We start from the raw sequence: 25,052 nt of genomic DNA on the forward strand, positions 1-25,052 counted from the left end.
GCAATTGAAATGGCAGATTTCAGCAAGTCGGACCTGGAGTTCATCCTCCAGCAGATCTTCATCGCCGAAGCCCATGCCGATGGCACCAGCCTGATCGACCTGCTGCCCAACAGCCAGGTGCCGTTCGGCCTGCGTACCGTGGACGGCAGCTACAACAACCTGGTGACCGGGCAGAGCGAGTTCGGCGCCGCCGACAACTCGTTCCTGCGCCTGCTCAGTCCGTCCTTCACTGGCGCCTATGCCGGCACCGGTACGGTTACCGACTCGCAACCACGTACCATCAGCAACCTGATCGTCGACCAGACGGCGAACAACCCGGCCGCAGTCGAAGCTAATGGCGGCGCCGCCCCGGTGATCAGCCCCGGCATCGATGGGGTATTCGGCACCGCTGATGACACGGAAGTGTTCTTCATCCCCAACGTGTCGCCCGACGTCGGCCTGACCGCCGGCTTCAACGCCTGGATGACCTTCTTCGGCCAGTTCTTCGACCACGGCCTGGACCTGGTCACCAAAAGCAGCACCGACGTCGTGTTCATCCCGCTGCAGCCGGACGACCCGCTGTTCGTCGAAGGCAGCCCGACCAACTTCATGGTGCTGCCACGGGCTGTGCGTACCGCAGGCGCCGATGGTGTTGTGGGTACCGCCGACGATGGCCAGACCAACACCACCTCGCCGTTCGTCGACCAGAGCCAGACCTACAGCTCGCACCCCTCGCACCAGGTGTTCCTGCGTGAATACACGCTCAATGCCGCAGGCGACCCGGTAGCCACCGGGCGGCTCATCACCAACCGTGACCTGGGCGCCGATGGCCGCTTCGGCACCGCCGACGATGGCGACGGCGAAAGTGGTGGCATGGCCACCTGGGCAGTGGTCAAGGCCCAGGCCCGCGACCTGCTGGGCATCAACCTGACCGATGCCGATGTGCACAGCGTGCCGCTGCTGGCCACCGACCCCTACGGCAACTTCCTGCGCGGGCCCAACGGCATGCCGCAGGTGGTGATGCGCGTCAACAATGGCGCCGACGGCATCGCCGGTACCGCCGACGACGTCACCACGCTGGTCGAAGGCAACCGCGACGCGCCGATCAGCCTGGCCAATGCCGTGAGCACCGGGCATGGCTTCCTTGACGACATCGCCCACAACGCCGCGCCGGTGATCGTGAACGGAGTGCTGCAAGCCGACGCCGATACTGCCGTGGGCAACGCACAGCCGGTGGGGCCGGGTGGCAACAACCTGACCTACGACAACGAACTGCTCGACGCCCACTACATCGCCGGCGACGGCCGGGTGAACGAGAACATCGGCCTGACTGCCGTGCACCATGTGTTCCACTCCGAGCACAACCGCCTGGTGCAGCAGACCAAGGACACCCTGTTGGCTTCCGGCGATGTGGCGTTCCTCAACCAGTGGCTGATCGATGATGTCGCTGCCATCCCCACCACGCCCGCCGAAATTGCCGCGCTGGTATGGGACGGCGAGCGGCTGTTCCAGGCTGCCAAGTTCGGCACCGAGATGCAGTACCAGCACCTGGTGTTCGAAGAGTTCGCCCGCACCATCCAGCCGCAGATCGACGAGTTCCTGGCCCCCAACGGCTACGACACGTCGATCGACCCGGCCATCCTCGCCGAGTTCGCCCATGTGGTTTACCGCTTCGGTCACTCGATGCTGACAGAGACCGTCGACCGCTTCGACCCGGCGTTCGCCCCGGTGGACGGCGACCCGCAGCTCGGCCTGATCGCTGCCTTCCTCAACCCGCTGGCCTTCGCCGGCAGTGGTGCTACCGCCGACGAAGCGGCCGGCGCGATCATCCGTGGCGTCACCCGTCAGCTGGGCAACGAAATCGACGAGTTCGTCACAGAGGCGCTGCGCAACAACCTGCTTGGCCTGCCGCTGGACCTGCCCGCGCTGAACATTGCCCGTGGCCGTGACACCGGCATCCCCACCCTCAACGAGGCGCGGCGCGATTTCTATGCCATGACCGGCGACAGCCAGCTCAAGCCTTACATCAGCTGGGCCGACTTTGCCGACCACCTCAAGCACCCGGCGTCGCTGATCAACTTCATCGCCGCCTACGGTACCCACGCCACCATCACCGGGGCGGACACCGAAGCGGCCAAGCGCGCCGCCGCCGTGGCGCTGGTGCTTGGCGGTGACGGCGCACCAGCGGACCGCCTGGACTTCCTCAACGGCACCGGCGCCTACGCCAACGTGACACTGGTCGGCGCGGACGGCATCCCCGGCACCGCCGATGACATCACCGGAGTGACCGTGACCGGTGTCGATGACATCGACTTCTGGGTCGGCGGCCTGGCCGAGCAGAAAATGCCATTCGGCGGCATGCTCGGCTCCAGTTTCAACTTCGTCTTCGAGACCCAGCTGGAAGCGCTGCAGAACGGCGACCGGTTCTACTACCTTTCGCGCACCGCGGGCATGAACTTTGGCACCGAGCTGGAGAACAACTCCTTCGCCAAGCTGATCATGCTCAACTCCGATGTCACCCACCTGTCCAACACCGTGTTCCTCACGCCGACCTTCACCCTCGAGGTGGACCAGACCAAGCAGTTCACCGGCCTGGGCGCCGACGGCCGGGCCGACCCGACGGGCGGCATCATGATCAACGGCGTCGAAGTGGTGCCGCTGGTGATTCGCGACAACCCCGATACCGTGGGCACCGACACCAACTTCCTGCATTACACCGGCGAAGACCACGTGGTGCTGGGCGGCACTTCCGGCAACGACATCATCATCTCCGGTGAGGGCGACGATACCGTCTACGGCGACGCCGGCAACGACACCCTGGAAGGCGGTGCGGGCAACGATGCCGTACTGGGCGGCGCCGGTGATGACATCATCACCGACTCCTTCGGCGACAACCGCCTGGAAGGCAACGACGGCAACGACGTCATCGTTGCCGGCAGCATGCTGGTGGGCGGTAACCTGATCCTGGGCGGCAACGGCCAGGACTTCATCATCACCACCGAAGACATCAGCACCACCTTCGGCGGCCAGGGCGACGACTTCATTCTCGGCGCCAAGACCAACCTGCCACCGACCGGCAATGAGGGCGACGACTGGATCGAGAAGGGCACCCAGGACGGTGCGCCCGGCGACAACTTTGCGCCGCTGCTGGGTGACGAAGTGGTCGGCAACGACATCTTCGTCGGTGGTGGCGGCTTCGACGAAATGATCGGCGAGGGCGGTGACGACATCTTTGTCGGCAGCGACGCCCAGGACAAGATGGACGGCATGTCCGGCTTCGACTGGATTACCAACAAGAATGACCAGGTTGGCGTCACCGTCGACCTGACCCTGGCCGCCCTGGCTCAACCCCATGGCAACGCACCGAACCAGAACACCGGTATTTTCAACCCGGTCGGCGCCTCGCCGGCTTCCATCCTCGACCGCTTTGCCGAGGTCGAGGGCGTGTCCGGCTCGAACTTCGCCGATGTGCTCAAGGGCGATAATGTCGATGCCGTGACCATCCTCAACCACGGCGGTGCCACCGGCAGTGCGCTGACCAACGTGGCACTGATCCGTGGCCTGCAGCAGTTCCTGGCCGATGCCGGGTTGCCGACCACCGGCTTTGCCACCGGCAACATCATGCTCGGCGGCAACGGCAGCGACCTGATCGAAGGCCGTGGGGGCGATGACCTGATCGACGGTGACAAGTGGCTCAACGTGCGCATCGCCGTGTATGCCCCGGGAGACGTCAACCACACCGGCCCTGAGATCGCCAGCTTCGACAGCATGGTTGACATGATTCCGTTCATGCTCGACCGCACCTACAACCCTGGCCAGCTCAAGGCCGTGCGGGAAATACTGCCCGGCACCTCGACGGGAGGCGCGGCGTTCGACACGGCGGTGTTCTCAGGGGTGCAGAGCGAGTACACGGTGACGCAGAACACCAAAGGTACGCTCGACACATCAGATGATGTCTGGACAGTGACCGACAACGTGGCTGGACGCGATGGCGTCGATACCCTGTTGCACATCGAACGCCTGCAGTTCGCCGACAGCCAGCGGGTGCTGGTGGAAGGCGTGAATGCGCAGCCTGTCGGCAACCCGGCCATCACTGACGGCAACGGCGGTGCGATCACCGTGGGCGATCTGCTTACGGTAAACGTGGCCGGCGTGCGGGATGCCGATAACATCAGCGCCGGCAACCCGCTGGGCACGCTCGCCGACCGTTCGGTGTCGTACTACTGGCAGTTCGAGGCCACCCCGGGCAGTGGTGTGTTCGAGGACATCATCCTGCTGCCGGCCGGCGACCTGGCGTTCCAGAGTGCCGACGGCACCACGTTCAAGGTGTCGCCAGACCTGGCCGGGTTGTCCCTGCGGGTCAAGGCGATCTACCAGGACGCCCATGGCACCACCGAAGTGCTGTTCTCCCAGCCCACCACCGTGGTGCAACCGGGCGCGCCTGTGGTACCGACGCCAGCCACGCCGGTGGCGGATGCCACTGCTGGCGGCGCCGGGCTGCACATGGTGCGTTCCGACCTCAACTTCATCCTCGACCAGATCAAGATCGCCGAGGCCGATGCCAACGGGGCAGACATCCTCTCGCTGCTGCCCAACATCCGTTCGGCGCTGGGCCTGCGGGCGGTGGATGGCTCGAACAACAACCTGATGAACCTCAACGGTATCAACAACACGCAGTACGGTGCCGCCGACAACGTCTTCCCGCGCGTGACCGACCCGGTGTTCAACCCGGCCGAAGGTGCACCGGCCGGCTTCTTCGGCCCTGGCTCGCCGGCCATTCCGGGCTCGTCTTACGAACAGACCAGCGGCCCGGTGTTCGACTCGCAGCCGCGCACCATCAGCAACCTGCTGTCCGACCAGACCTCCAACAACCCGGCTGCCTATGCCACGGCATATGACCCCGGTGCGGACGGTGTGCTCAACTTCGGTGCCGTGGGCAACGACGACGTGCTCAAGGACGGCGTGCGCATCGTCGCCAGCCCAGGCCTGGACGGCCAGTTCGGCACCGGCGACGACCACGACGTTTACCTGTTCGAGAACACCGCCGCCGATGCTGGCCTGTCCGCGCCGTTCAACGCCTGGATGACCTTCTTCGGGCAGTTCTTCGACCATGGCCTGGACCTAGTCACCAAGGGGGGCTCCGGCACTATTTACATCCCGCTGCAACCGGATGACCCGCTGTACGTGGAGGGTGGTTTCACCAACTTCATGGTGGTGACCCGTGCGACCAACCTGCCTGGGCCGGATGGCATCCTCGGCAACGCCGATGACATCCACGAGCACACCAATACCACCACTCCGTTCGTGGATCAGAACCAGACCTACAGCTCGCATCCTTCCCACCAGGTGTTCCTGCGCGGCTATCTGCTGACCGACGACGGACCTATCGCCACCGGCCGATTGATCACCAACCGGGACCTGGGCGCCGACGGCCGCTACGGTACCGCCGACGACACCGAAATTGGTGGCATGGCGACCTGGAAGGTGGTCAAGGCCCAAGCCCGTGACGTACTGGGCATCAACCTGACCGACGCAGACGTCGACAACGTGCCGCTACTGGCGACCGATGCTTACGGCAACTTCATCAAGGGGCCCAACGGTTTCCCGATGGTAATCATGAAAGGTGCCGACGGCATTGCCGGCACGGCCGACGACCAGCAGGTCGAAGGCAACCCGCTGGCGCCGATCGACCTGACCAACGCCGTACGCACCGGTCACCAGTTCCTTGCCGACATCGCCCACAATGCCGTGCCGGTGTTCAGCGGTGGCGTGCTGGTGCCTGATGCCGATACCGATGTGGGCAACGCCGTGCCGGTGAACCCAAACACCGGTGCCAACCTGGCCTACGACAACGAACTGCTCGACGCGCACTACATCGCCGGCGACGGCCGGGTCAACGAGAACATCGGCCTGACTGCCGTGCATGCGATCTTCCACTCCGAGCACAATCGGCTGGTGGCGCAGACCATGGACACCGTGCTCGATTCGGGTGACCTGGCCTTCATCAACGAGTGGCTGCTCAACCCGATAACAGTGCTGCCGGCCGACCAGGCCGCAATCGACGCGCTGGTGTGGAATGGCGAGCGGCTGTTCCAGGCCGCCAAGTTCGGTACCGAGATGCAGTACCAGCACCTGGTGTTCGAGGAGTTCGCCCGCACCGTACAACCGCGAGTCGACCTGTTCTTCGCCCCGACCCAGGTGTATGACGTCGACCTCGATGCGTCGATCGTGGCCGAGTTCGCTCACACCGTGTACCGCTTCGGCCACTCGATGCTGACCGAGACCGTCGACCGCTTCGACGTCGACTTCACCGTCATCAGCGACCCGGCCAGCGCCAACCCCGACCAGCAACTGGGCCTGATCGCGGCGTTCCTCAACCCGCTGGCGTATGCCGCCAGTGGCGTTACCCCCGAGGATGCCACCAGCGCCATCGTGCGCGGGGTCACCCGCCAGGCCGGTAACGAGATCGACGAGTTCGTCACCGAGGCGCTGCGCAACAACCTGCTCGGCCTGCCACTGGACCTGCCGGCAATCAACATCGCCCGTGGCCGCGACGTCGGTATCCCTTCGCTGAACGCTGTGCGCCGCGATATCTACGCACAAACCGGCGATACCCAGCTCAAGCCTTACACCAGCTGGGTCGACCTGGTGCAGCACCTGAAGCATCCGGAGTCGTTGATCAACTTCATCGCTGCCTACGGCACTCACAGCACCATCACCGAGGCCACCACGCTGCTGGAAAAACGCGCGGCGGCCATGGCCTTGGTGTTCGGCGGCGACGGCGCACCAGCCGATCGCCTGGACTTCCTCAACAGCACCGGAGCCTACGCCAACGTCACGCTGCCTGGCAGGGATGGCGTGCTGGGTACCGCCGATGACCTGCGGGCAGTGACCGTGACCGGGGTCGATGCCATCGACCTGTGGATCGGCGGCCTGGCCGAAGCGAAAACCCCGTTCGGCGGCATGCTGGGCAGCACCTTCAACTTCGTGTTCGAGAACCAGATGGAGAAACTGCAGGACGGCGACCGCTTCTACTACCTGGAGCGCACCGCCGGCCTGTCGATGAACGCCGAACTGGAAAGCAACTCGTTCGCCAAGCTGATCATGGCCAACACCTCGGCCACCCACCTGCCGGGCCTGGTGTTCTCCGACCCGGGCTTCTACCTGGAAGTGGACCAGAGCAAGCAGTTCAACGAAGGCCTGGGCAACCTCGACCCACTGGGTGAAAACGGCGAGCAGGTGGTGTTCCGCGACAGCCCGCTGACAGCAGGCCCGGACACCAACTACATCCGCTATGCCGGTGCCGAGCACATCGTGCTGGGCGGCACCGAGGGTGACGACATCCTGGTGTCCAGCGAGGGTGACGATACGGTCTGGGGCGATGGCGGCAACGACCGCATCGAGGGTGGCGACGGCAACGACCAGCTGCGTGGTGGTGCCGGCGACGACATCATCAGCGACATGGGTGGTGACGACAACATCCAGGGCGGCGACGGCAACGATGTGCTGCACGGCGGTAATGGCGTCAACCTGATCATCGGCGGTTTCGGCAACGACTTCATCGTCACCGGTGAGGACGCCTCCGAAGCCATTGGCGGCCAGGGCAACGACTTTATCCTGGGCAGCAAAGCCAACGAGCAGGACATGGGCAACGAAGGTGACGACTGGATCGAGAAGGGCACCTCGGACGGTGCGCCTGGCGACAACTTCGACCCGCTCGGCAACGACCCGATCATCGGCAACGACGTGTTCATCGGTGGCAACGAGAACGACAAGTTCAACGGTGAAGGCGGCGACGACATCATGGTCGGCAGCCTGGGCTTCGGTGACCGCTACATCGGTGGTTCCGGCTACGACTGGGCGACCTTCAAGGGCCTGGCCCAGGGTGTGACCGCAGACTTCAGCGACCGCTTCTTCGATGTGCCGCCGGTACCGGGTTCGGGCGCGTCTGCGCTGGTGCGCTTCGACATCATGGAAGGCCTGTCGGGTTCTGCCCATGGCGACTTCCTGCGCGGTGACAGCGAAACTTCTGCCACCTTGCCTACCAACGGCGCCAACGGCAGCGTGCTGACCAACATCAGCCTGATCAACGGCCTGTCCGGCCTGCTGGCTGCCGGGGCAACGTTCTACGACGGTGGCAACATCATCCTCGGCGGCAGCGGCAGCGACCTGATCGAAGGCCGTGGTGGCGACGACATCCTCGACGGTGACAAGTGGCTGAACGTGCGCATCAGCGTGCGCGCCAACAGCGACGGCACCGGCCCGGAAATCGCCAGCTTCGACAGCATGGAGCCGATGGTGCCGCTGATGCTCAATGGCACCTACAACCCGGGCCAGCTGGTGATCGTCCGTGAAATCCTGAGCGGCACCGACAGCTACGACACGGCGGTGTTCTCGGGGGTGGCCACCGACTATAGCGTGGTGGTCGATGGCAACTCGGTGATCGTCACCGACTCGGTGGCCGGGCGTGATGGTGTCGACCGCCTGACCGGCATCGAGCGCCTGCAGTTCTCGGATGGCTCGCAAGCCTCCGGTGTGGGTACCGCGGTCAACGCCGGCCCTACCGGCAGCCTGGTGATCCTTGACGCTGCCACCGGCGTGCGTGACGACACACCGGTCAGTGGCCAGCTGCTACGGGTCACCCCGCTGGCGGTACATGATGCGGACAACGTCAGCGCGACCAACCTGACCGGTGCGATCACCGGCCCGGTGGCGTACTACTGGCAAGTAGAGACCCTGCCAGGCTCGGGTGTCTATGAAGACATCACCTTCGTTGCTGCCGGCGAGGTTTCGCGAGCTGTCGGTACCACCTACCGGGTCACGGACGATGTGGCGGGGCTGAACATCCGCGTACGCGCGGTGTACCAGGACACCAAGGGTACGCTGGAAATCGTCGATTCGGCGCCGAACAACGCGCCGACCGCCGGGCCTACCGTGACCGGGCTGCTGGTGCAGAACCAGACGCTCACCGCCAACCCGGCAACCATCGTCGATGCCGACGGCCTGAGCAACCCGCGGTTCACCTTCCAGTGGCAGTCCAACCGGGGTACCGGCTGGGTCGACATTGCTGGCGCCATCAACAGCACCTTCCTCCTCACCCAGAACCAGGTGGGGCAGAACATGCGGGTGGTGGTCAGCTACGTGGATGACTTTGGTGTGCAGGAAAGCATCGCCTCCGACATCCTTGACCCGGTGGCCAACGTCAACGATGCGCCCACCGGTGCCGTGCTGATCAGCGACACCACGCCAGACCAGGGCCAGACGCTGACCGCGCTCACCGGCAGTATCGCCGACCTGGATGGGCTGGGCGCGTTCAGCTTCCAGTGGCAGCAGAACATTGGCGGCACCTTCAGCAACATCGCGGGTGCCACTGCTGCAACCTTCACCCCGGGCTTCGAGCAGGGTAACCGGCAGTTGCGGGTGGTCGTGAGCTACACCGACGCCTTTGGTACCCGGGAGTCGCTGACTTCGGCCGCGACCGCGGCGGTTGTGCCGCCGCCAGGCGTGGTGCTGGTCGGTACTGCCGGGGCCAATACCCTGACCGGTGGTGCGGGCAACGATACGCTCTCGGGGCTGGGTGGCAACGATGTGCTCAACGGCCTGGGCGGCGCCGACCAACTGTTCGGCGGGGATGGTAACGACATCCTCAATGGGGGTAACGACCCCGACAGCCTCGACGGCGGTGCCGGCAACGACACCCTCAACGGCGGGCTTGGTGCAGATGCCATGGTTGGCGGTGCAGGCAACGACACCTTCGTGGTCGACAACCTCGGCGACACCGTGAGCGAGGCGCTGAACGGTGGTGTCGACCTGGTGCAGACCACCCTTGCCAGCTACACCCTGGGTGCCAACGTCGAAAACCTGACCTTTACCGGGGCAGGCAACTTCACTGGCACCGGTAACACGCTGGCCAACACCATCACCGGTGGTGCCGGTAACGACCTGCTCAATGGCGGTGCCGGTATCGACCGCTTGGTTGGTGGCCTTGGCAACGACACCTATGTGGTGGATAACGCCGGCGATGTGGTGGTCGAGGCTACGGCGGGCGGTACGGATACCGTGCGTGCCACGGCGGCCAGCTACACCCTGGGTGCCAACGTCGAGAACCTGACCTATATCGGGGCGGGCAACTTCACCGGTACCGGTAATGGCCTGGCCAACATCATCACCGGCGCGGCAGGCAACGACACGCTGAACGGCGATGCTGGCAACGACCAGTTGCTCGGCGGCTTGGGCACCGACACCCTGAACGGTGGCGCTGGCAACGACACCCTCGACGGCGGCGCCGGTAACGACTCGCTGTTCGGGGACACCGGCAACGACAACCTGCAGGGTGGTGCCGGCGCTGACAGCCTTGATGGCGGCAACGGCGTCGATGTGCTGCAGGGTGGCGACGGCAACGACACGCTGTTTGGTGACGTTGGCAACGACACCTTGCAGGGTGGTGCCGGCAATGACTTCCTCAACGGTGGGGCGGGTAACGATACCGTCGTGGGCGGTGCCGGCAACGACACCATGATGGCCACTGACGGCAATGATGTCTTCCAGTTCGCTGCCGGCTTCGGCAATGACCTGATCATCAACTTTGACGCTGTTCCGCAGGGTGGCCAGGACCGGCTGGATATCGCTGCCCTCAACATCACCGCGGCCACCTTTGCCGGCAGCGTCATCATAGCCGATGTCGGCAATGACACGCTGGTCAGCATCGGTACCGACTCCATCCGCCTGGTGGGGGTGGCGGATGCAACCACGGTGACCGTAGCGGACTTCAACCTGGCAGGTTGAGGGCCAGAGAAGACGTGACAAGGGCCGCTTTGCGGCCCATTCGCGGGCAAGCCCGCTCCCACAGGGATATCACTGCCCTCAGGCTTGGTGATACCCCTGTAGGAGCGGCCTTGTGTCGCGATTGGGCCGCAAAGCGGCCCCATGTCGCACGCAGTTACTTGATGAACCGCACCTGGCTGTTGATCTTCTCGATCACCGCCCCCTTGCGTTCGTTGAACCGGGCCTTGTTCTGCTCGAACAGGTTGTTGCCCTTGGTGTCGATGGAGATGATCAACGGGCCGAACTCGCGCACGCGGTTCACCCATAGCGTCTCCGGCATGCCCAAGTCCTGCCATTCCGCACGCTCGATCTCTTCCACCTGGGTCGCCGCCAGCACCGCGCAACCGCCCGGGAACACTGCATGCACTGCCTTGTTTTCCAGGCAACCGGTTGTAGTCTCCGGGCCCATGCCACCCTTGCCGACGATCAGCTTGACGCCGGTCTGCTCGATGAACTGCTTCTCGAACTTTTCCATGCGCATGCTGGTGGTCGGGCCGATGGAGACCATCTCGAAGCTGCCATCGTCCTTCTTCCTGACGATGGGGCCTGCGTGGAAAATCGCGCCGCCGCGCAAGTCGACCGGCAGCTCGCGGCCCAGTTCGATGAGCCGGCGGTGGGCAACGTCACGGCAGGTCACCAGTTGGCCGGTGAGGTAGACCACATCGCCCACGTTGAGGTTGGCCAGGTCTTCGTCGCTGATAGGTGTGCTCAGGATCTTTTTCACAGTACTACCCCTTCGTGCGAGAGGATGTCGTAGGACAGGTCGGCGTTGATGCGGATCTTGCCGCGGCGGTGCGCCCAGCAGCCGGTGGACACCGCCACACCGATGGTGGACGGGTGGCGGGCCGAAGACTCGATGTTCACGCCCATCACGCTGCTGTTGCCGGTCAGGCCCTGCGGGCCGATGCCGATTTCGTTGAGGCCTTCCTCCAGCAGCTTTTCCATCATCGCCGCGCTTTCGTTGGGGTGGCTGGAGTCCACTTCGCGCAGGATGGCCTTCTTCGACAGGCGTGCCGCCGTCTCCACCGAGGTCGATACCCCTACACCCACCAGCAGTGGCGGGCAGGCGTTGACACCGCGCGAGGTGATGACATCGAAGACGAACTCGGTCACCCCTTCATAACCTTGCCCCGGCATCAGTACCTTGGCCGAGCCAGGCAGCGTGCAGCCGCCGCCGGCCATGTACACGTCGACGATGGCGTAGTCGGCATCGGGGATGATTTCCCAGTCCAGCCACGGGATCTTCGAGCCAGTGTTGGTGCCGGTGTTCTTCTCGATGAAGGTTTCCACCGCATTGTGGCGCAGCGGCCCCTGGATGGTGGCTTCCCTGGTGGCGTTCTCGAGGATGCCTTCCATCTCGCCCAGTAGCGGGAAGCGCGCGCCCGCCGAGACGAAGTACTGGATGACGCCGGTGTCCTGGCAGCTGGGCCGGTTGAGCTTGTCGGCGTATTCCTGGTTGTCGGCCATCGAGTCGTACACGGCGATGGCCAGCGGGTTGGTTTCGGCGGCGCGCAACTTGGCGGTCTTTTCCTTGACGTCGCGGGGCAGGCGCTTGCCGATATAGGCGGTGAACTTGGCCATCACGTCGGTAAGCGATGACACGGCTGTTTCTTTGTCCATGATTATTTCCTCACTGCATCACAAGGCGGGTTCTTTTTGCTGTTTTTCGAAAGGTCAGGGTGCGGGTGTGCCGGCCTCCATGCGTGCAAGGGCAGGGTGCGGCACAGCGGCCTCGGGTTCGGGGTCGGCCGGCAGCTGGCCGTCCAGGGCCTGGGCCATGCGCTGCTTGTCCAGCGCACCCACCCAGTTGGCGATTGCCACGGTGCCGACCGCGTTGCCGATGGTGTTGGTGATGGCCCGGGCTTCGGACATGAAGCGGTCCACGCCCAGCAGCAGGACCATGCCGGCCACCGGGATGTTGTCCATGGTCGCCAGGGTCGCGGCCAGGGTGATGAAGCCCGAGCCGGTTACGCCTGCAGAGCCTTTGGAGGTGAGCAGCAGCACACCCAGCACGATCAGTTGGTCCATCAGGGTCAGCGGTGTGTTGGTGGCCTGGGCGATGAAGATGGCGGCCATGGTGTAGTAGATGCACTGGCCGTCCGGGTTGAAGGTAAGGCCCGAGGGGATCACCAGGCCGACCACAGGCTTGGACACGCCAACCTTTTCCAGCTTGTTCATCAGTTGCGGTACCACCGACTCGGATGAGCTGGTACCCAGTACCGTGAACAGTTCTTCCTTGAGGTACTTGAGGAACTTCCACAGGTTGAAGCCGCACAGCCGGGCAATGGCGCCCAGCACCACCACCACGAACAGGAAGCAGGTCAGGTACATGGTCGCCATCAGCTTGCCCAGCGAAACGATCGAGCCCAGCCCGTACTTGCCCACGGTGAACGCCATGGCACCGCAGGCGGCCAGCGGTGCCACGCGCATGATCATGCCGACGATGAAGAACATGCCGTGGGAGAACGCTTCGAGCACATCCACCATCGGCTTGCCGCGCGGGCCCAGGTGGGAGAGGGCGATGCCTAACAGGGTGCTGAACAGCAGAATCGGCAGGATCTCGTTCTTGGCGAAGGCATCGGTCACGCTGGCGGGTATCACGTGCAGCAGGAAGTCGATGAAGCCACCGCTGTTGCCGGCTGCCGCGGCGGTGTAGGTGGAGATGCTCTTGGCATCCAGGGTGGCAGGGTCGACGTTCATGCCCAGGCCGGGCTGCACGATGTTGACTACCACCAGCCCCAGTACCAGGGCAAAGGTGGACAGCACTTCGAAGTAGATCAGCGCGCGCACGCCGACGCGGCCGAGTTCCTTCATGTTTTCCATCTTGGCGATGCCCAGCACCACCGTGGCGAAGATGATCGGGGCGAAGACCATCTTGATCAGTTTGATGAAGGCGTCACCGACGGGCTTCAGGTCAGCGCCAACCTGTGGCCAGAACACTCCGATCAGCACCCCGAGGGTTACGCCGATCAATACCTGTACGTAGAGCTTGCCGAACAATCGCTTGGCCATTGCCGTCTCCGAATTATTGTTGTGAGTCGGATTTATCTGGCGGCCGGGCTGCTCGTGAGGGGTGCAGGTCACACCTGGCCTTGGCGGCCGAAGAGCCCAGCTTTCTTGTGGTTAATCACGCAGGGCAAAAGGTAATGGTTTTTCAAAAATGCTGTAATACAATGAAATTCAACTCATTGTTTCCCTCAGGTTAATTATGAATCCGGTATCGGAGCTGGCGTTCTTCACCCAGCTGATCAGGGTGGGTAGCCTGGCGGGCACTGCTCGCGAACTGAACCTGACCCCGCCAGCGGTCTCCAAGCGCCTGGCCCAGCTGGAACAGCGCCTGGGCGTGCGCCTGCTCAACCGCACCACACGCAGCATCAGCCTTACCGCCGAGGGCGAGACTTACCTGGTGAATGCCAAGCGCATACTGGGCGAGATCGAGGAAATGGAGCGGCAGGTGTCCAGCAGCCGCGCCGAGCCCAAGGGTTTGCTGCGGGTCAATGCGCCGCTGGGCTTTGGCCGTACCCACGTGGGGCCGGCGGTGTCATCGTTTGCCAAGCGCTACCCCGAGGTGGAGGTGCAGTTGCACCTGACCGACCGCCCCATTGCCCTGCCGAACGATGCCATCGACGTGGCCATCCGCTTTGGCGAGCTGCCCGACTCGCGGCTGATCGCCCGCAAGATCGCGGCCAACCGCCGCCGATTGTGCGCATCGCCCGGTTACCTGGAAGCCCACGGTACCCCCGAATCGCCAAAGGACCTGGCCAGCCACAACTGCATCGTGTTGCGCCAGAACGACGCCGCGTTCGGTATCTGGCGGCTAAGCCGCGGCAAGCAGAGCGAGTCGGTGAAGGTGCATGGCAGCCTCAGCACCAACGATGGCGAGGTCGCCCTGAACTGGGCGCTGGACGGGCAGGGCATCCTGCTGCGGGCCGAGTGGAACCTGGCCGACCACCTGCGCAGCGGGCGCCTGGTGGAGGTGCTGGGCGATTACCACACGCCGCCTGCGGATATCTATGCGGTGTACCTGGAACGCCTGAACCTGTCGGCCAAGGTGTCGTGCTTCGTCGAGCACCTGAGGGCATTCTTCCGCCAGGGGGACAGCCTGGCAGGGTGGCATTGAGGCCTTTACCACAGGCGATCGCGTTATACTCCGCGCCTTTGCCCATGCCCGGAATCCGCCCATGCGCCAGGTTTTGCTCATTGTCGATGTCCAGTCCACCTTCAGCCCGCCCGAGTGGCTGGTCGATGGCCTGCGCCGGTTGTCGGCGAACATCCCCACCATCGCCTCGGTCGAGTTGCACGACGAACAGGTCACGCCGTTCGAGCGCCAGCTTGGCTGGCACCCGGCGGCCGAGGACGACAGCCTGGTCGAGGCCGACCAGGTGTTCGTCAAGCATGGCTACGGGCAGAGCGCCGAGGCTATCGACTACATCAAGAAATTGGGTGTGGAGCGCGTGCTGGTATGTGGGTTGCAGACCGAAACCTGTGTGCTGGCCGCCGGTTTCGCCCTGTTCGATGCGGGGCTGATGCCCACCCTGGTCACCGACATGACGGTAGGCTCTTTGCTCGACAGGTCGGGCAAGCTGGGCATCGACCTGTGGAAGCATCACTTCCGCCAGGTCACCACCTCGGCCGAGGTGCTCGCCGAAGTGGCTGTACCAGGCTAGCGCTTGCAGGCCCATTCTCATAGAACTGCACATAACTCATTGAAATAGCAGGGCCCCTGTGGGAGCGGCTTTAGCCGCGAACACCGGCGCAGCCGGTGCCATGCACCGCGTTGGATTCTTCGCGGCTAAAGCCGCTCCCACAGGGTACGAGGATCGCTTGCGAATTCAGTTATCTGTGCGACAGCGCAGCCCAAAGGGCTGGGTAATCTCCCACAGGTTAAAGCATGGTCTTATCGGGCCGTGGTGATCCTGTGGGAGAGCGGCCTTGCGTCGCGAAAGGGCTGCGTAGCGGCCCCAGGATCTCGGCATCACAGCCGAAATTGCCGGGGCCGCCTCTCATAGAACAACACATAACTCATTGAGTTGGCAGTGACCTTGTGGGAGCGGGCGTGTCGAGGCGTCGAACCGCCGCGAACACCGGCGGAGCCGGTGCCAGGCACCGCGTTGGATTCTTCGCGGGCACGCCCGCTCCCACAGGGCACGAGGATCGCTTGCGAATTCAGTTATCTGTGCGACAGCGCAGCCCAAAGGGCTGGGTAATCTCCCACAGGTTAAAGCATGGTCTTATCGGGCCGTGGTGATCCTGTGGGAGCGGCCTTGCGTCGCGAAAGGGCTGCGTAGCGGCCCCAGGATCTCGGCATCACAGCCGAAATTGCCGGGGCCGCCTCTCATAGAACAACACATAACTCATTGAGTTGGCAGTGACCTTGTGGGAGCGGGCGTGTCGAGGCGTCGAACCGCCGCGAACACCGGCGGAGCCGGTGCCAGGCACCGCGTTGGATTCTTCGCGGGCACGCCCGCTCCCACAGGGTACGAGGATCGCTTGCGAATTCAGTTATCTGTGCGACAGCGCAGCCCAAAGGGCTGGGTAATCTCCCACAGGTTAAAGCATGGTCTTATCGGGCCGTGGTGATCCTGTGGGAGCGGCCTTGCGTCGCGAAAGGGCTGCGTAGCGGCCCCAGGATCTCGGCATCACAGCCGAAATTGCCGGGGCCGCCTTGCGGCCCTTTCGCGACGCAAGGCCGCTCCCACAGGGGAACACCTACATGCGAATTTGCAAGGACAGGCCTCAGGCCACATCCACCAGCACGATCTCGCTGTCCTCGATGGCGGTCACCCGCAGCACCTCCTCCTGCTCGATCGCCACGCCATCGCGCGCCTTGGCACGCAGCCCGTTGACCTCCACCAGCCCCTTGGCCGGCACCAGGTAGCCCCGGCGTGCGGCATCGAAGCGGTACTCGGCAGTTTCGCCGGCACGCAGGGTGGCAGCCACCAGCCGCGCATCGGTGCGGATCTGCAGGCTGTCCTCATCGCCCGCACGGCCGCTGGCCAGGGTCACGAAGCCTTCGCCACGCTCACCTTTGGGGAACGGCCGGGTACCCCACTGCGGTGCTTCGCCAGTGCGCTCTGGCACGATCCAGATCTGGAAAATACGCGTGTCGACGTCTTCCAGGTTGTACTCGCTGTGCACGATGCCGGTACCGGCGCTCATCACCTGCACGTCCCCGGCTTCGGTACGGCCTTTGTTACCCAGGCTGTCCTGGTGGCTGATCGCGCCTTCACGCACATAGGTGATGATTTCCATGTCGCGGTGCGGGTGCGGCGGGAAGCCGCTGCCGGCAGCGATCAGGTCGTCGTTCCACACCCGCAGGTTGCCCCAGTGCATGCGCGCCGGGTCGTAGTACTCGGCAAACGAGAAATGATGGTGGGCGTCGAGCCAGCCGTGGTTGGCGTGGCCGAGGCTTTCGAACGGTCGCAGTTGCAGCATGGTCGTGCTCCTTGAATCAGTGGAATGAGGCCATGATGCGTCAAAGAAGCATCGAAAATAAGCGTAAATATCGGCTTAAAATAATCAGTAAAATAGATTGATAGCGATGGAGTGTTTTATCCGCTTCATCGCCTAATCCACTGATCTGCAAGCATTCGCTGGCGATTTTTTGTCGATGCGGCGAACATGCCCGCTGATTTTGTTTTTCAACGGAGTGACCGTGGCCCACGAGCAACCCCAGGCCCCCGCCGACCTTACCCCTCCTGCCCAACTGCCCTGGTTTCGCCGCCTGGCGGCCCGCCTGCTGGGGCGCGGCCTGACCCGCCTGCAGGCCCAGCACCGCGACTCCTGGTTCCTCGGCCACGCCAGCGGCCAGCGCAGTGGCCATGCCGATGGCGTGCGTGAAGGGTTCGAACGCGGGCGGGTGGAAGGTTACGAGGCCGGGCGCCAGGTGCTGGTGATCCGCGATACCCGGCCCGACACCGCCGCGGTGCCGGGCCGGGATGACAACCTGTTCGATGACTGGCGCCTGCCCCTGACTGCCGAGCTGAAAAAGCGCTTCAAGGCCGATGTCGCCCAGCGCCTGCCCGCCGAGGCGCAACCCAGTGCCGCGCAATGGAAGCTGATATTCAGCGACACACCGTCCACCTGCGTGGTGGCAGGGGCCGGGGCGGGCAAGTCCACCTCGCTGGTGCTGCGCATCCTGCTGTTGCGCCACTACCTGGGCTACGAGCTGGATGCGATGACCGTGGTCACCTTCACCCGCGAGTCGCGCAAGGACTTCATCAAGCGCCTGCTGCAGGTGTTCGCCCTGTGGCAGATCAACCTGCAACCGCTGCAGGCCCGCGAGCTGGTGCGCACGTTCCATTCGCGCATCCTGCCGCTGGTGCGCAGCCTGCCGGGTTTTGGCCAGGTGCGCGCGTTCGAAACGCTGGGCAACGAGATGCCGGCCGGGCGTGAGGCCGAGGCCGAGAGCAACCCGTTCGACCTGCGCCTGAACGATGCCCAGCGCCAGCAACTGAACCAGTGCTACAGCACGCTGCTGGGCGAGAGCCCGCGTTTTGCCGAGCTGGTCGGCCTGTTGCGCAGCGAAGCCCTGCAATTGAAGCCGCTGGACCCGAACAACCCCGATGTGCAGAAGCGCGCCCAGGTAACCCAGCTGGCTGCCCAGCGCGACGAAGAGCTGTGCGACGTGATCGAAGACCTGTGGTTCGCCGCCGGCGCCTGGCCGATCAAAGGCATCGAACCCTGCCGCGAAACCATCCAGATCCGTGGCAGCCGCTTCCATGTGCATGGCCGTCTGGCCGGCCAGGGGCCTTTGCTCGTGCTGGGCTTCGACCCGGCGGAAAGCGCGCAGTACCAGCGCCCCGGCGCCAAGCTGGCAGTGCGCGCCGAGTGGGCGGTCAAGCGCACCCTGTTGCAGGCCTTCTGCGACCAGCCGCTGATCTGGCTCGACAACTACGCCATGGCCCGGCGCCTGGCAGCCTCGCTGGCCGGTGATGCCGTGGCCGGCCCCGGCTTCGAATACAAGGTCAAGGGCGAACTGGCCCCGGCGCCGCTGCTAGATGCCTTTGTCGGTGCGGCGAACTTCATCGAGAACCTCGGCCTGGAGGTGAACACTGCCGTGGCGGCGATGAGCTTCCCGTCCGGCGACAGCGATGCGCTGTTCTTCGAGGCCCTGGCCCTGTACTGGAAGGCCCTGGAGGCGCACCTGCTGGACCAGTCGCCGCCGGTGATGAGCTACAACCGCATGTTCGCCTTGTTCGGCGAGAACAACCCGGAAAACCTGCAACTTCTGCCCGACCCGTTGCTGCGGCCGCTGGCGCACCTGATGATCGACGAGTTCCAGGACGTGTCACCGCAGATCGTCAGCTGGCTGCGCGCCAGCCTCGCCGAGATCCGTCGTCGCGGCCCGGCGATGCACACCGGGCGCCATGCCCAGCATTCGTCGCTGCTGTGCGTGGGCGACGACTGGCAGTCGATCTACGGCTGGCGTGGCAGTTCGCCCAAGTACTTCATGGAGTTCACCAAGGCCTTCCCGTCGCCGGCCAATACCCGGGTGATGCTGGTCGACAACTACCGTTGCCAGCAGCAGGTGATCGACGCGGCCGAACACTTGGTCAAGGGCACCCCGGCGATTGCCGGCAAGAAAGCCAGGGCCAGTGGCCCGGCGGCCGAGTTGCCAGGCTCGCCGGTAAAAGTGTTCGACCGTGACGAGGCAGCCCTGGGTGAAACCCTGATCGAGCACTACCAGCGTGGCGAGACGGTGATGATGCTGTACCGCAAGGGCAGCGACAGGGCGCTGATGAACGAGCACCTGCAATGCGTGCTGAACGCCGAGGCGGCGTTGCCGGCCGAGCAGCGCCGGCTGCGCCAGTTGACCTACCACAGTGCCAAGGGCTTGCAAGCCGATGCAGTGTTCATGCTGGGCGACTGCCAGTACCTGACCAGTTCGCCCTACAAGAACCAGGTGTATCGCCAGGCCGGGCTGGGCAAGGCCGGTGATGCCCAGCCGTTCGATACCGCGCAGAAGGAAGAGGTGCAGCGCCTGGCCTATGTGGCGGTAACCCGCGCGGTCAGGCACTGCTATTGGCATGTGGAGGCGGCCAACGCAGAGGCGGCGGCAGCGCCGCGTGCGTCGAGCCAGGTGGATGGGCGGCAGGCCTTCTTCGAAGACCTGCGTGGTCTTTGATCAGCTTTCAGGCATCGAGGACGTCCGCTTGCCGGGTAAGGCTCAGCAGTAGCCCGGCTTCCACCTCCTGCTGTGCCTGGGTCAAGGCGTTCGTAGCCTTGACATAGGCTTGCTCATTGAGAGGAACCCGACGTAGCGTGCCGTTTTCGTCCAGTGCAGGGTCAGGCATTTCCGGGGCCAGTGCACGCAATATCGCGTCGTCCAGGTGCGTGACCGGCTCCTGAGTTTCATCCAGGCAATAGAACAGGTAATCGAGGCCTGGGCGCCAGAAGTCGGTAATGGCTTCGAACTGGCTGGCATATTGGCGCTTGAGGTAGTCAGCCCAGACCGGCTGTTCGCTCATCCACTGCTGTCGGGCGGTGGAATCGGCATCGAGTTCGAGCACAGCAGCGCGGACGTTGTCGATGATTTGCTGGTTTATGTTGGCGAAATGGCGATAAAGCATGCCGCTGCTAGGTTCGGGGAAATCGAGCTCTTCGGCCAAGGACTGGCGCAGTGCCAGGCGAACTTCGATATCGTCGACCCGTTCTCTGGCCAGGACCGCATCAGGGATTGCCGCAGGGACATCCAGCACGTCAAGGTCCGGTAACTGACCGGCATCTCCACCTAGCGCCGCCCTGCGCACGATGCGATGCGTGCTGATGCGGTCCGCCAGTTCGTTGACTTTTTCGCGACGATACAGCTTGCGGTAAAGGTCGAGCAGCGGCTTGGCCGTGCCCCTTGCCAACCCTGAGGCCTGGCTGGCCAGCAACTCCACTTCCAGGGCGCTGAATGCATCTGCGCCGGCATCACCGCAATGGGGGGGGAAGGTATGCGCCACCTCGTTCAACCGCTCGCGCAACGCTGTATCCTCGTGGGCCTGCTTCAACAGTGCCCACACTCGGGCACGCAGGCCTTGCGGATCCCTTTGCGCTTCCAACGAGTAGGTCAGGCGCTCCAACACCGTTTGCAGGTCGCCATTGTCGTTCTGATCGAACAGGTCGGACCACAGCTGCTTTTGAGGGTCTGTCGCGACATTGCGCCAGAACCCTTGCCACTCCGACCTGGCGGGTGCGTGCTCGAAGATATTGACGCCGCTGGCTCTCAGGCGCCTGGCCGACTCGGCCTCCAGATCGTTGTAGTTGAAGAACCAGCGGCGCTCGGGCAAGCGGGCGGCGACGTCCCGCACATACGGACTGCGCAGGATGTTTGCCAGGTCCGGAACATGGTGGATGCGGTTGGATGAGAGGTCCAGGTAGCGCAACTGGTACTGCGTCTGGCTCATCAGGGTGGTCAAGCCCGTGGGAAATGCCTGCAACTCAGCATTGGACAGGTTCAGGCGCTGCAGCCGCGCCATGTAGCGCACATCAGGCGCGTGCTGCAGCGGGTTGAAGTCCAGGTCCAGTTGCTGCGGATGGATCATGTCCTGAAAGCGCGTGGCGAGGTTTTCATCGAGCGTGATGCGATTGTGCCCCAGCCTCAGGACATCCAGTGGCCGGCCGCAGAGGAAAGTCAGTGTCGCTTCATCCAGTGTCAGCTGGTTGCGGCGCAAATTCAGTTGGCGCAGGTCTGGCATCGCCGCCAGCACGCGTTGTGCGGTGGGTGAGAGGGTAGCAAGGGTGTTGTTGGTCAGATCCAGCGTGCGCAGCCTGGGCACCGATTCAAGTGCCTCGAACAGTGCTTGCGCGTCGATTGTACGGTTGTTGGTCACTTCCAGCACTTGCAGGTTGGGGAAGCGTGACAGGAACGTCCTGTCCAGTCGTTGTAGTTGCAGTTCGTTCAGCTTGAGTTCACGGATGTGGGGCAGGCTGGCTGTGATCGCTGGCAACTCGGGCAACTGCATTCGCTCCAGCACGAGCGTGTCCAGGTTGCCGGGACCCTCCCGCCGCCAGGCAGCCTTGAGGCGGTCGGCGCATTGTTGTCGCTCGAAGCGCTGGCTGATGTCGCGTGGGGTCAGGTACCACGTTTCCAGATAGCGTTTCAGATCTTGCCACTCTGCCTGCAGTTGCCGCACTGCCGTGCCCAGGTCACCGGTCTGGCTCAGTTCGGCCCTCAGGGCGCTGATCTCGTTGCTGTTCAGTGAGGGGAAAAGTGACTTGAGCCGGCGTGTCGCGGCGCTTTCGCCGAGAGGGCCTGCTCCTCGGCCACTGAGTGGGTAACCGATTCGCCCATGTGCCAGGCGCATGGGCGAGCGAAAGCCAGGCCTGATTGGCTGCTGGCCGAGCAGCACGGCGCAGCCCGAGCGGTCGGCGAGGGCGCTGGCGAACAGCTCGGCTTCACTCGCCTGCGGCTGTTCGGCTACCAATGCATCACGCAGCACTTGGCTGTCGGCATTGGCAAGGTCTGCTCGGTACAGGCCGGTCAAGGCACGATCGAGGCGGGCGCGGGCTTGCAGGTAGCGGGCCTCTTCAGCCACGCGCAAGGGCACGCGCCCGCTCTTCAGGCGTTCGCGTTCGGTGCTGTCGGCATGTGCGACGAGCTCTTCCAGGGCATTGTCAGGCAAGCCGGGGAACTGGCGGCCCAAGGTCTGTGCTTCGTCGCCAAGCGGTGCGCGATGGCTTTCCAGCATGCTCGCGAAGACTTCGCGACGACGTGCTGTCAGGTGGTTGGCCAGCAGCTCGTTGAGGGCGCCCGGGCGCTGCTCTGCTGGCGTATCGGGTAGCAGCTGCTGTATGTCATCTTCATCCATCCCCGCCAGGACAATCTTGCTCAGTTCGCCATCGTCAAGCTCTTCGCGGCCGATCTCGATCTGTACTGTGTCTGCTTTTGGCTGCGCACCGAAATAGTCTGCCTCCCCCCATTTTTCGGCACCGGTGAAGACCTTCAGCCTGTAGTTCTCGGGCCAGCCAGGCAGCTGTACCAGTTCCGGCAGCGCGAAGTTCATATGTGCAGCCAAAGGCTGGCCATGACGTACCCGGGTGATAATGCCCTCCACGTCGTCAGCCAGTCGCAGGCGCAGCAAGGTATCGGCCAGCAGAGGCGGCGGCCGCGAGCCGGTGACCTGGCTGCGACGCAAGGTGTCTGCGTCGACTTCGGTAATGCGCAAGGCGGCAAGTTGCTCCGATGCATCCAGTCCCTGACCGAACCGGCCCAGCCCCTCGAGCAACTGCGCATCGTCCCATTCGAGCGGGTTGTCGTGGGCCAACTGCCAGCGCTGGTCGCCGAGGTAGCGCAAGGCCGGAGTGTAGGCATCGGGGGCGTCCGGGTGGCGCACATGCCACTGTCCCTCGGTTTCGAACACCTCATACAGTTTGCCTTGAAGCCAAACGTGGGTTTTGCCATCGATGATGTAGAGCCCTTGGGCATTTTTCTGCACACCCACCGGCAACGAGCTCGAAGTGCTGTAAGGGCCTATGTCTGGGTGCCAAAGCCGTTCGCGGCCACCTTTCCAGACGCTTTCCAGCGCATCGACGAACCCTGATGCCTTGACCGCGCTGCTGCCGACGGCAAAACCGGCGATCACGGCGGCATTGATGGCCAGTGACTCGAGCTGCTGCAGCGCTTCCTGGGTATCGCCTTCTTCCCAGGCTTCGAACCCGGTGAACACTGAATCCATGAGGTCGTAGGCAAATACCCCAAGCATCGCGGCATCCAGCCCAGGCACGAAGAAGGCGGCCACGTTCAGTACGTTCATGCCTGCGTCCAGCCAGTGCTGCAGCCGTTCCTTGCGTGCCTTGGCGTCGGCATCGGCGGTCGGTACTGCAATTGCTCTGGCAGTTGCCTTGACGCGGCGCTTGTGCTCTCTGTAAAGCACCTGCCAGATAGGAAAGGCCAGGCGCGTTCGTTTGAAGTGCAGCTCAGGCTTGTTCTTGGGTTTGCGTGTGGAGGCGTCGTGCTCGAACAAGGCATTTTCGAGCTTGCGGCTGAGCTCGACCTGGTTGTCCTGGTCAGCGAAGCTGATCAAGTGCTGGCGAAACGTGGTTTGCACCAGGCGTTGACGCATGAGTGAGCCGGCTTTTTGCAAGGAAGCGAACTCCCTTACCGGGTGTTCGGAATCGTGGGGAATGTAGAGCATGCAGGGGTTGGTCTGGTCGGCGTCATCGGGGCCTATCAGCAGTACGCCATGAAGCGGGATGCCGAACAGGCTGAAGCGCCAGCAGCGAAGCTTGTGTTCGCCGTAACGCGGCGTGCTTTCGTTGTCGCATAGCTGTACCAGAGCATTGTGGCCTTTGAGCGTCAACAGGCCCTTGAGGTAGGCGATCATTGCCTCGGTTTTCAGTGCCTGCTGGCTTGCATCGATCCACTGCTGTTCGATCGCGGCCTTTCTTGGGCCTTCATAAATGCCCTGCAGGTGGTCTTGATACTGCTGGCCCAGGTTCAGGCTTCGGCAAAGGTTCACGAACGCTTCGGGCTCGAGCCCGGGAAGTGAGGCGACGTTGTCCGTGCCAAGGGTCAGGGTGTCGAACGGGCCCACTTCGTCGGGCCCTTCGAAATTGTGCAGTGCGGCCTCCAGCAGCGAGCGCTTCTGTGGCGGCCCTTCGGGGCGCTTGATGTACGTATCGTCACCGCCGAGTGAAAAATCGAGGCCTGGGACATTTTCCAGCGTGGTGTACACCTTGAACGGCTGGTGCAGGTACTGGGCTTTGTCCACTTCGACATCCGGGCCCAACCGGCCCTCGAGCAAAGGCTTGCAGAATTCGCTGATCTGCCTGAAGTCATCGAGCAAGGCTTGCAGCGCTTTGAACCCGGCATTGCGGGCGCTGATCAGCTGTCGTAAACGCGCCTGGTCTTCATCGCTGGCTGCAGCGTACCAGGCGTAAGGCGAGCCGTTTTCGTCGAGGTAGTCCTTGCGCACGCTCTGCACGACGCGGCGGGTATGGTCGGGGTGCATCGTTCGGCACCAGGTAGGCAGGTTACGGACAATCTGGGCCTGATGGAAAGGCACGGGTGTGCTGGTCATGCTGAATACTCCGTGGTCAATGGAGGCGCCAGTCGACAGTTTTCGCCTCGGCATGCGGTGGTATTTAGTTGAATGCTCAGGTCGGTCCTGTGCACGAGAGCGTCGGTAGGGGAGCAGCGCGGGCAGGGCTGTTGGGAGATGGTGGAGCAAGGCATGGGGTAGGCATGTCGTGTGGATGACGCCGGCGTGTGGGGTATGGGTCGGTGTCATGTGATGCCTGGCCATGGGCCGGCGCTCTATCAG

Annotated in this window: 9 protein-coding genes; 4 read left to right on the forward strand and 5 right to left on the reverse strand. The window is 63.7% G+C overall.

The genetic code is table 11. The features are described 5' to 3' along the window. Positions 1–9 precede the first annotated feature (9 nt). On the forward strand, positions 10–10,764 hold the full coding sequence (locus ABX298_RS20710; RefSeq protein WP_367393568.1) for a peroxidase family protein: 10,755 nt from the start codon (positions 10–12) through the stop codon (positions 10,762–10,764). A 154-nt stretch (positions 10,765–10,918) separates the two neighbouring features. Here ABX298_RS20710 and ttdB read toward each other — a convergent pair whose 3' ends face one another. The 3 genes from ttdB to ABX298_RS20725 are packed head-to-tail and all read right to left on the reverse strand — an operon-like array spanning position 10,919 to position 13,815. Continuing rightward, complete coding sequence (gene ttdB, locus ABX298_RS20715) at positions 10,919–11,527, reverse strand: L(+)-tartrate dehydratase subunit beta (protein WP_003259286.1); 609 nt, start codon at positions 11,525–11,527, stop codon at positions 10,919–10,921. Further along, the gene (gene ttdA / locus ABX298_RS20720; RefSeq protein WP_013972067.1) at positions 11,524–12,423 is read right to left on the reverse strand and encodes a L(+)-tartrate dehydratase subunit alpha; all 900 of its coding nucleotides are present in this window, start codon (positions 12,421–12,423) and stop codon (positions 11,524–11,526) included. Before ttdA ends, ttdB begins: the two co-directional genes overlap by 4 nt. 54 nt (positions 12,424–12,477) lie before the next feature. After that, entirely contained in the window at positions 12,478–13,815 is a 1,338-nt protein-coding gene (locus ABX298_RS20725; RefSeq protein WP_367393569.1) for a dicarboxylate/amino acid:cation symporter, read from the reverse strand. Positions 13,816–14,011: 196 nt separating this feature from the next. Between ABX298_RS20725 and ABX298_RS20730 the strand changes: the two genes are divergently transcribed. Both ABX298_RS20730 and ABX298_RS20735 read left to right on the forward strand, forming a co-directional pair. Further along, entirely contained in the window at positions 14,012–14,923 is a 912-nt protein-coding gene (locus ABX298_RS20730) for a LysR substrate-binding domain-containing protein (protein ID WP_085706159.1), read from the forward strand. Positions 14,924–14,984: 61 nt separating this feature from the next. Then, positions 14,985–15,470 (forward strand): isochorismatase family protein, encoded by a 486-nt coding sequence (locus ABX298_RS20735; RefSeq protein ID WP_367393570.1) that lies wholly within the window; start codon positions 14,985–14,987, stop codon positions 15,468–15,470. Positions 15,471–16,539: 1,069 nt separating this feature from the next. On the opposite strand, the gene ABX298_RS20740 is transcribed toward ABX298_RS20735, so the two are convergent. Next, positions 16,540–17,238 (reverse strand): pirin family protein, encoded by a 699-nt coding sequence (locus tag ABX298_RS20740; RefSeq protein ID WP_063913719.1) that lies wholly within the window; start codon positions 17,236–17,238, stop codon positions 16,540–16,542. 175 nt (positions 17,239–17,413) lie between these two features. Here ABX298_RS20740 and ABX298_RS20745 point away from each other — a divergent pair, with 175 nt between their 5' ends. Then, positions 17,414–19,930 carry a UvrD-helicase domain-containing protein gene (locus ABX298_RS20745; protein ID WP_286101658.1) on the forward strand — a complete coding sequence of 839 codons (2,517 nt, stop codon included), beginning with the start codon at positions 17,414–17,416 and terminating at the stop codon, positions 19,928–19,930. A 7-nt stretch (positions 19,931–19,937) separates the two neighbouring features. Here the strand turns inward: ABX298_RS20745 and ABX298_RS20750 are convergent, their stop codons facing one another. After that, positions 19,938–24,809, reverse strand: a complete 4,872-nt coding sequence (locus ABX298_RS20750) for an NEL-type E3 ubiquitin ligase domain-containing protein (protein ID WP_367393571.1) — start codon at positions 24,807–24,809, stop codon at positions 19,938–19,940. Positions 24,810–25,052: the final 243 nt, after the last annotated feature.

The organism is Pseudomonas sp. X4, assembly GCF_040784925.1.
In the GTDB taxonomy this organism is placed as follows: domain Bacteria; phylum Pseudomonadota; class Gammaproteobacteria; order Pseudomonadales; family Pseudomonadaceae; genus Aquipseudomonas; species Aquipseudomonas putida_Z.

Bases quoted from the DNA above. Each gene is read 5' to 3' on its own strand.
- ABX298_RS20730 (WP_085706159.1), top strand. From the start codon at position 14,012: ATGAATCCGGTATCGGAGCTGGCGTTCTTCACCCAGCTGATCAGGGTG.
- ABX298_RS20750 (WP_367393571.1), bottom strand. From the start codon at position 24,809: ATGACCAGCACACCCGTGCCTTTCCATCAGGCCCAGATTGTCCGTAAC.
- ABX298_RS20710 (WP_367393568.1), top strand. From the start codon at position 10: ATGGCAGATTTCAGCAAGTCGGACCTGGAGTTCATCCTCCAGCAGATC.
- ttdA (WP_013972067.1), bottom strand. From the start codon at position 12,423: ATGGACAAAGAAACAGCCGTGTCATCGCTTACCGACGTGATGGCCAAG.
- ABX298_RS20725 (WP_367393569.1), bottom strand. From the start codon at position 13,815: ATGGCCAAGCGATTGTTCGGCAAGCTCTACGTACAGGTATTGATCGGC.
- ABX298_RS20745 (WP_286101658.1), top strand. From the start codon at position 17,414: ATGCGGCGAACATGCCCGCTGATTTTGTTTTTCAACGGAGTGACCGTG.
- ABX298_RS20740 (WP_063913719.1), bottom strand. From the start codon at position 17,238: ATGCTGCAACTGCGACCGTTCGAAAGCCTCGGCCACGCCAACCACGGC.
- ABX298_RS20735 (WP_367393570.1), top strand. From the start codon at position 14,985: ATGCGCCAGGTTTTGCTCATTGTCGATGTCCAGTCCACCTTCAGCCCG.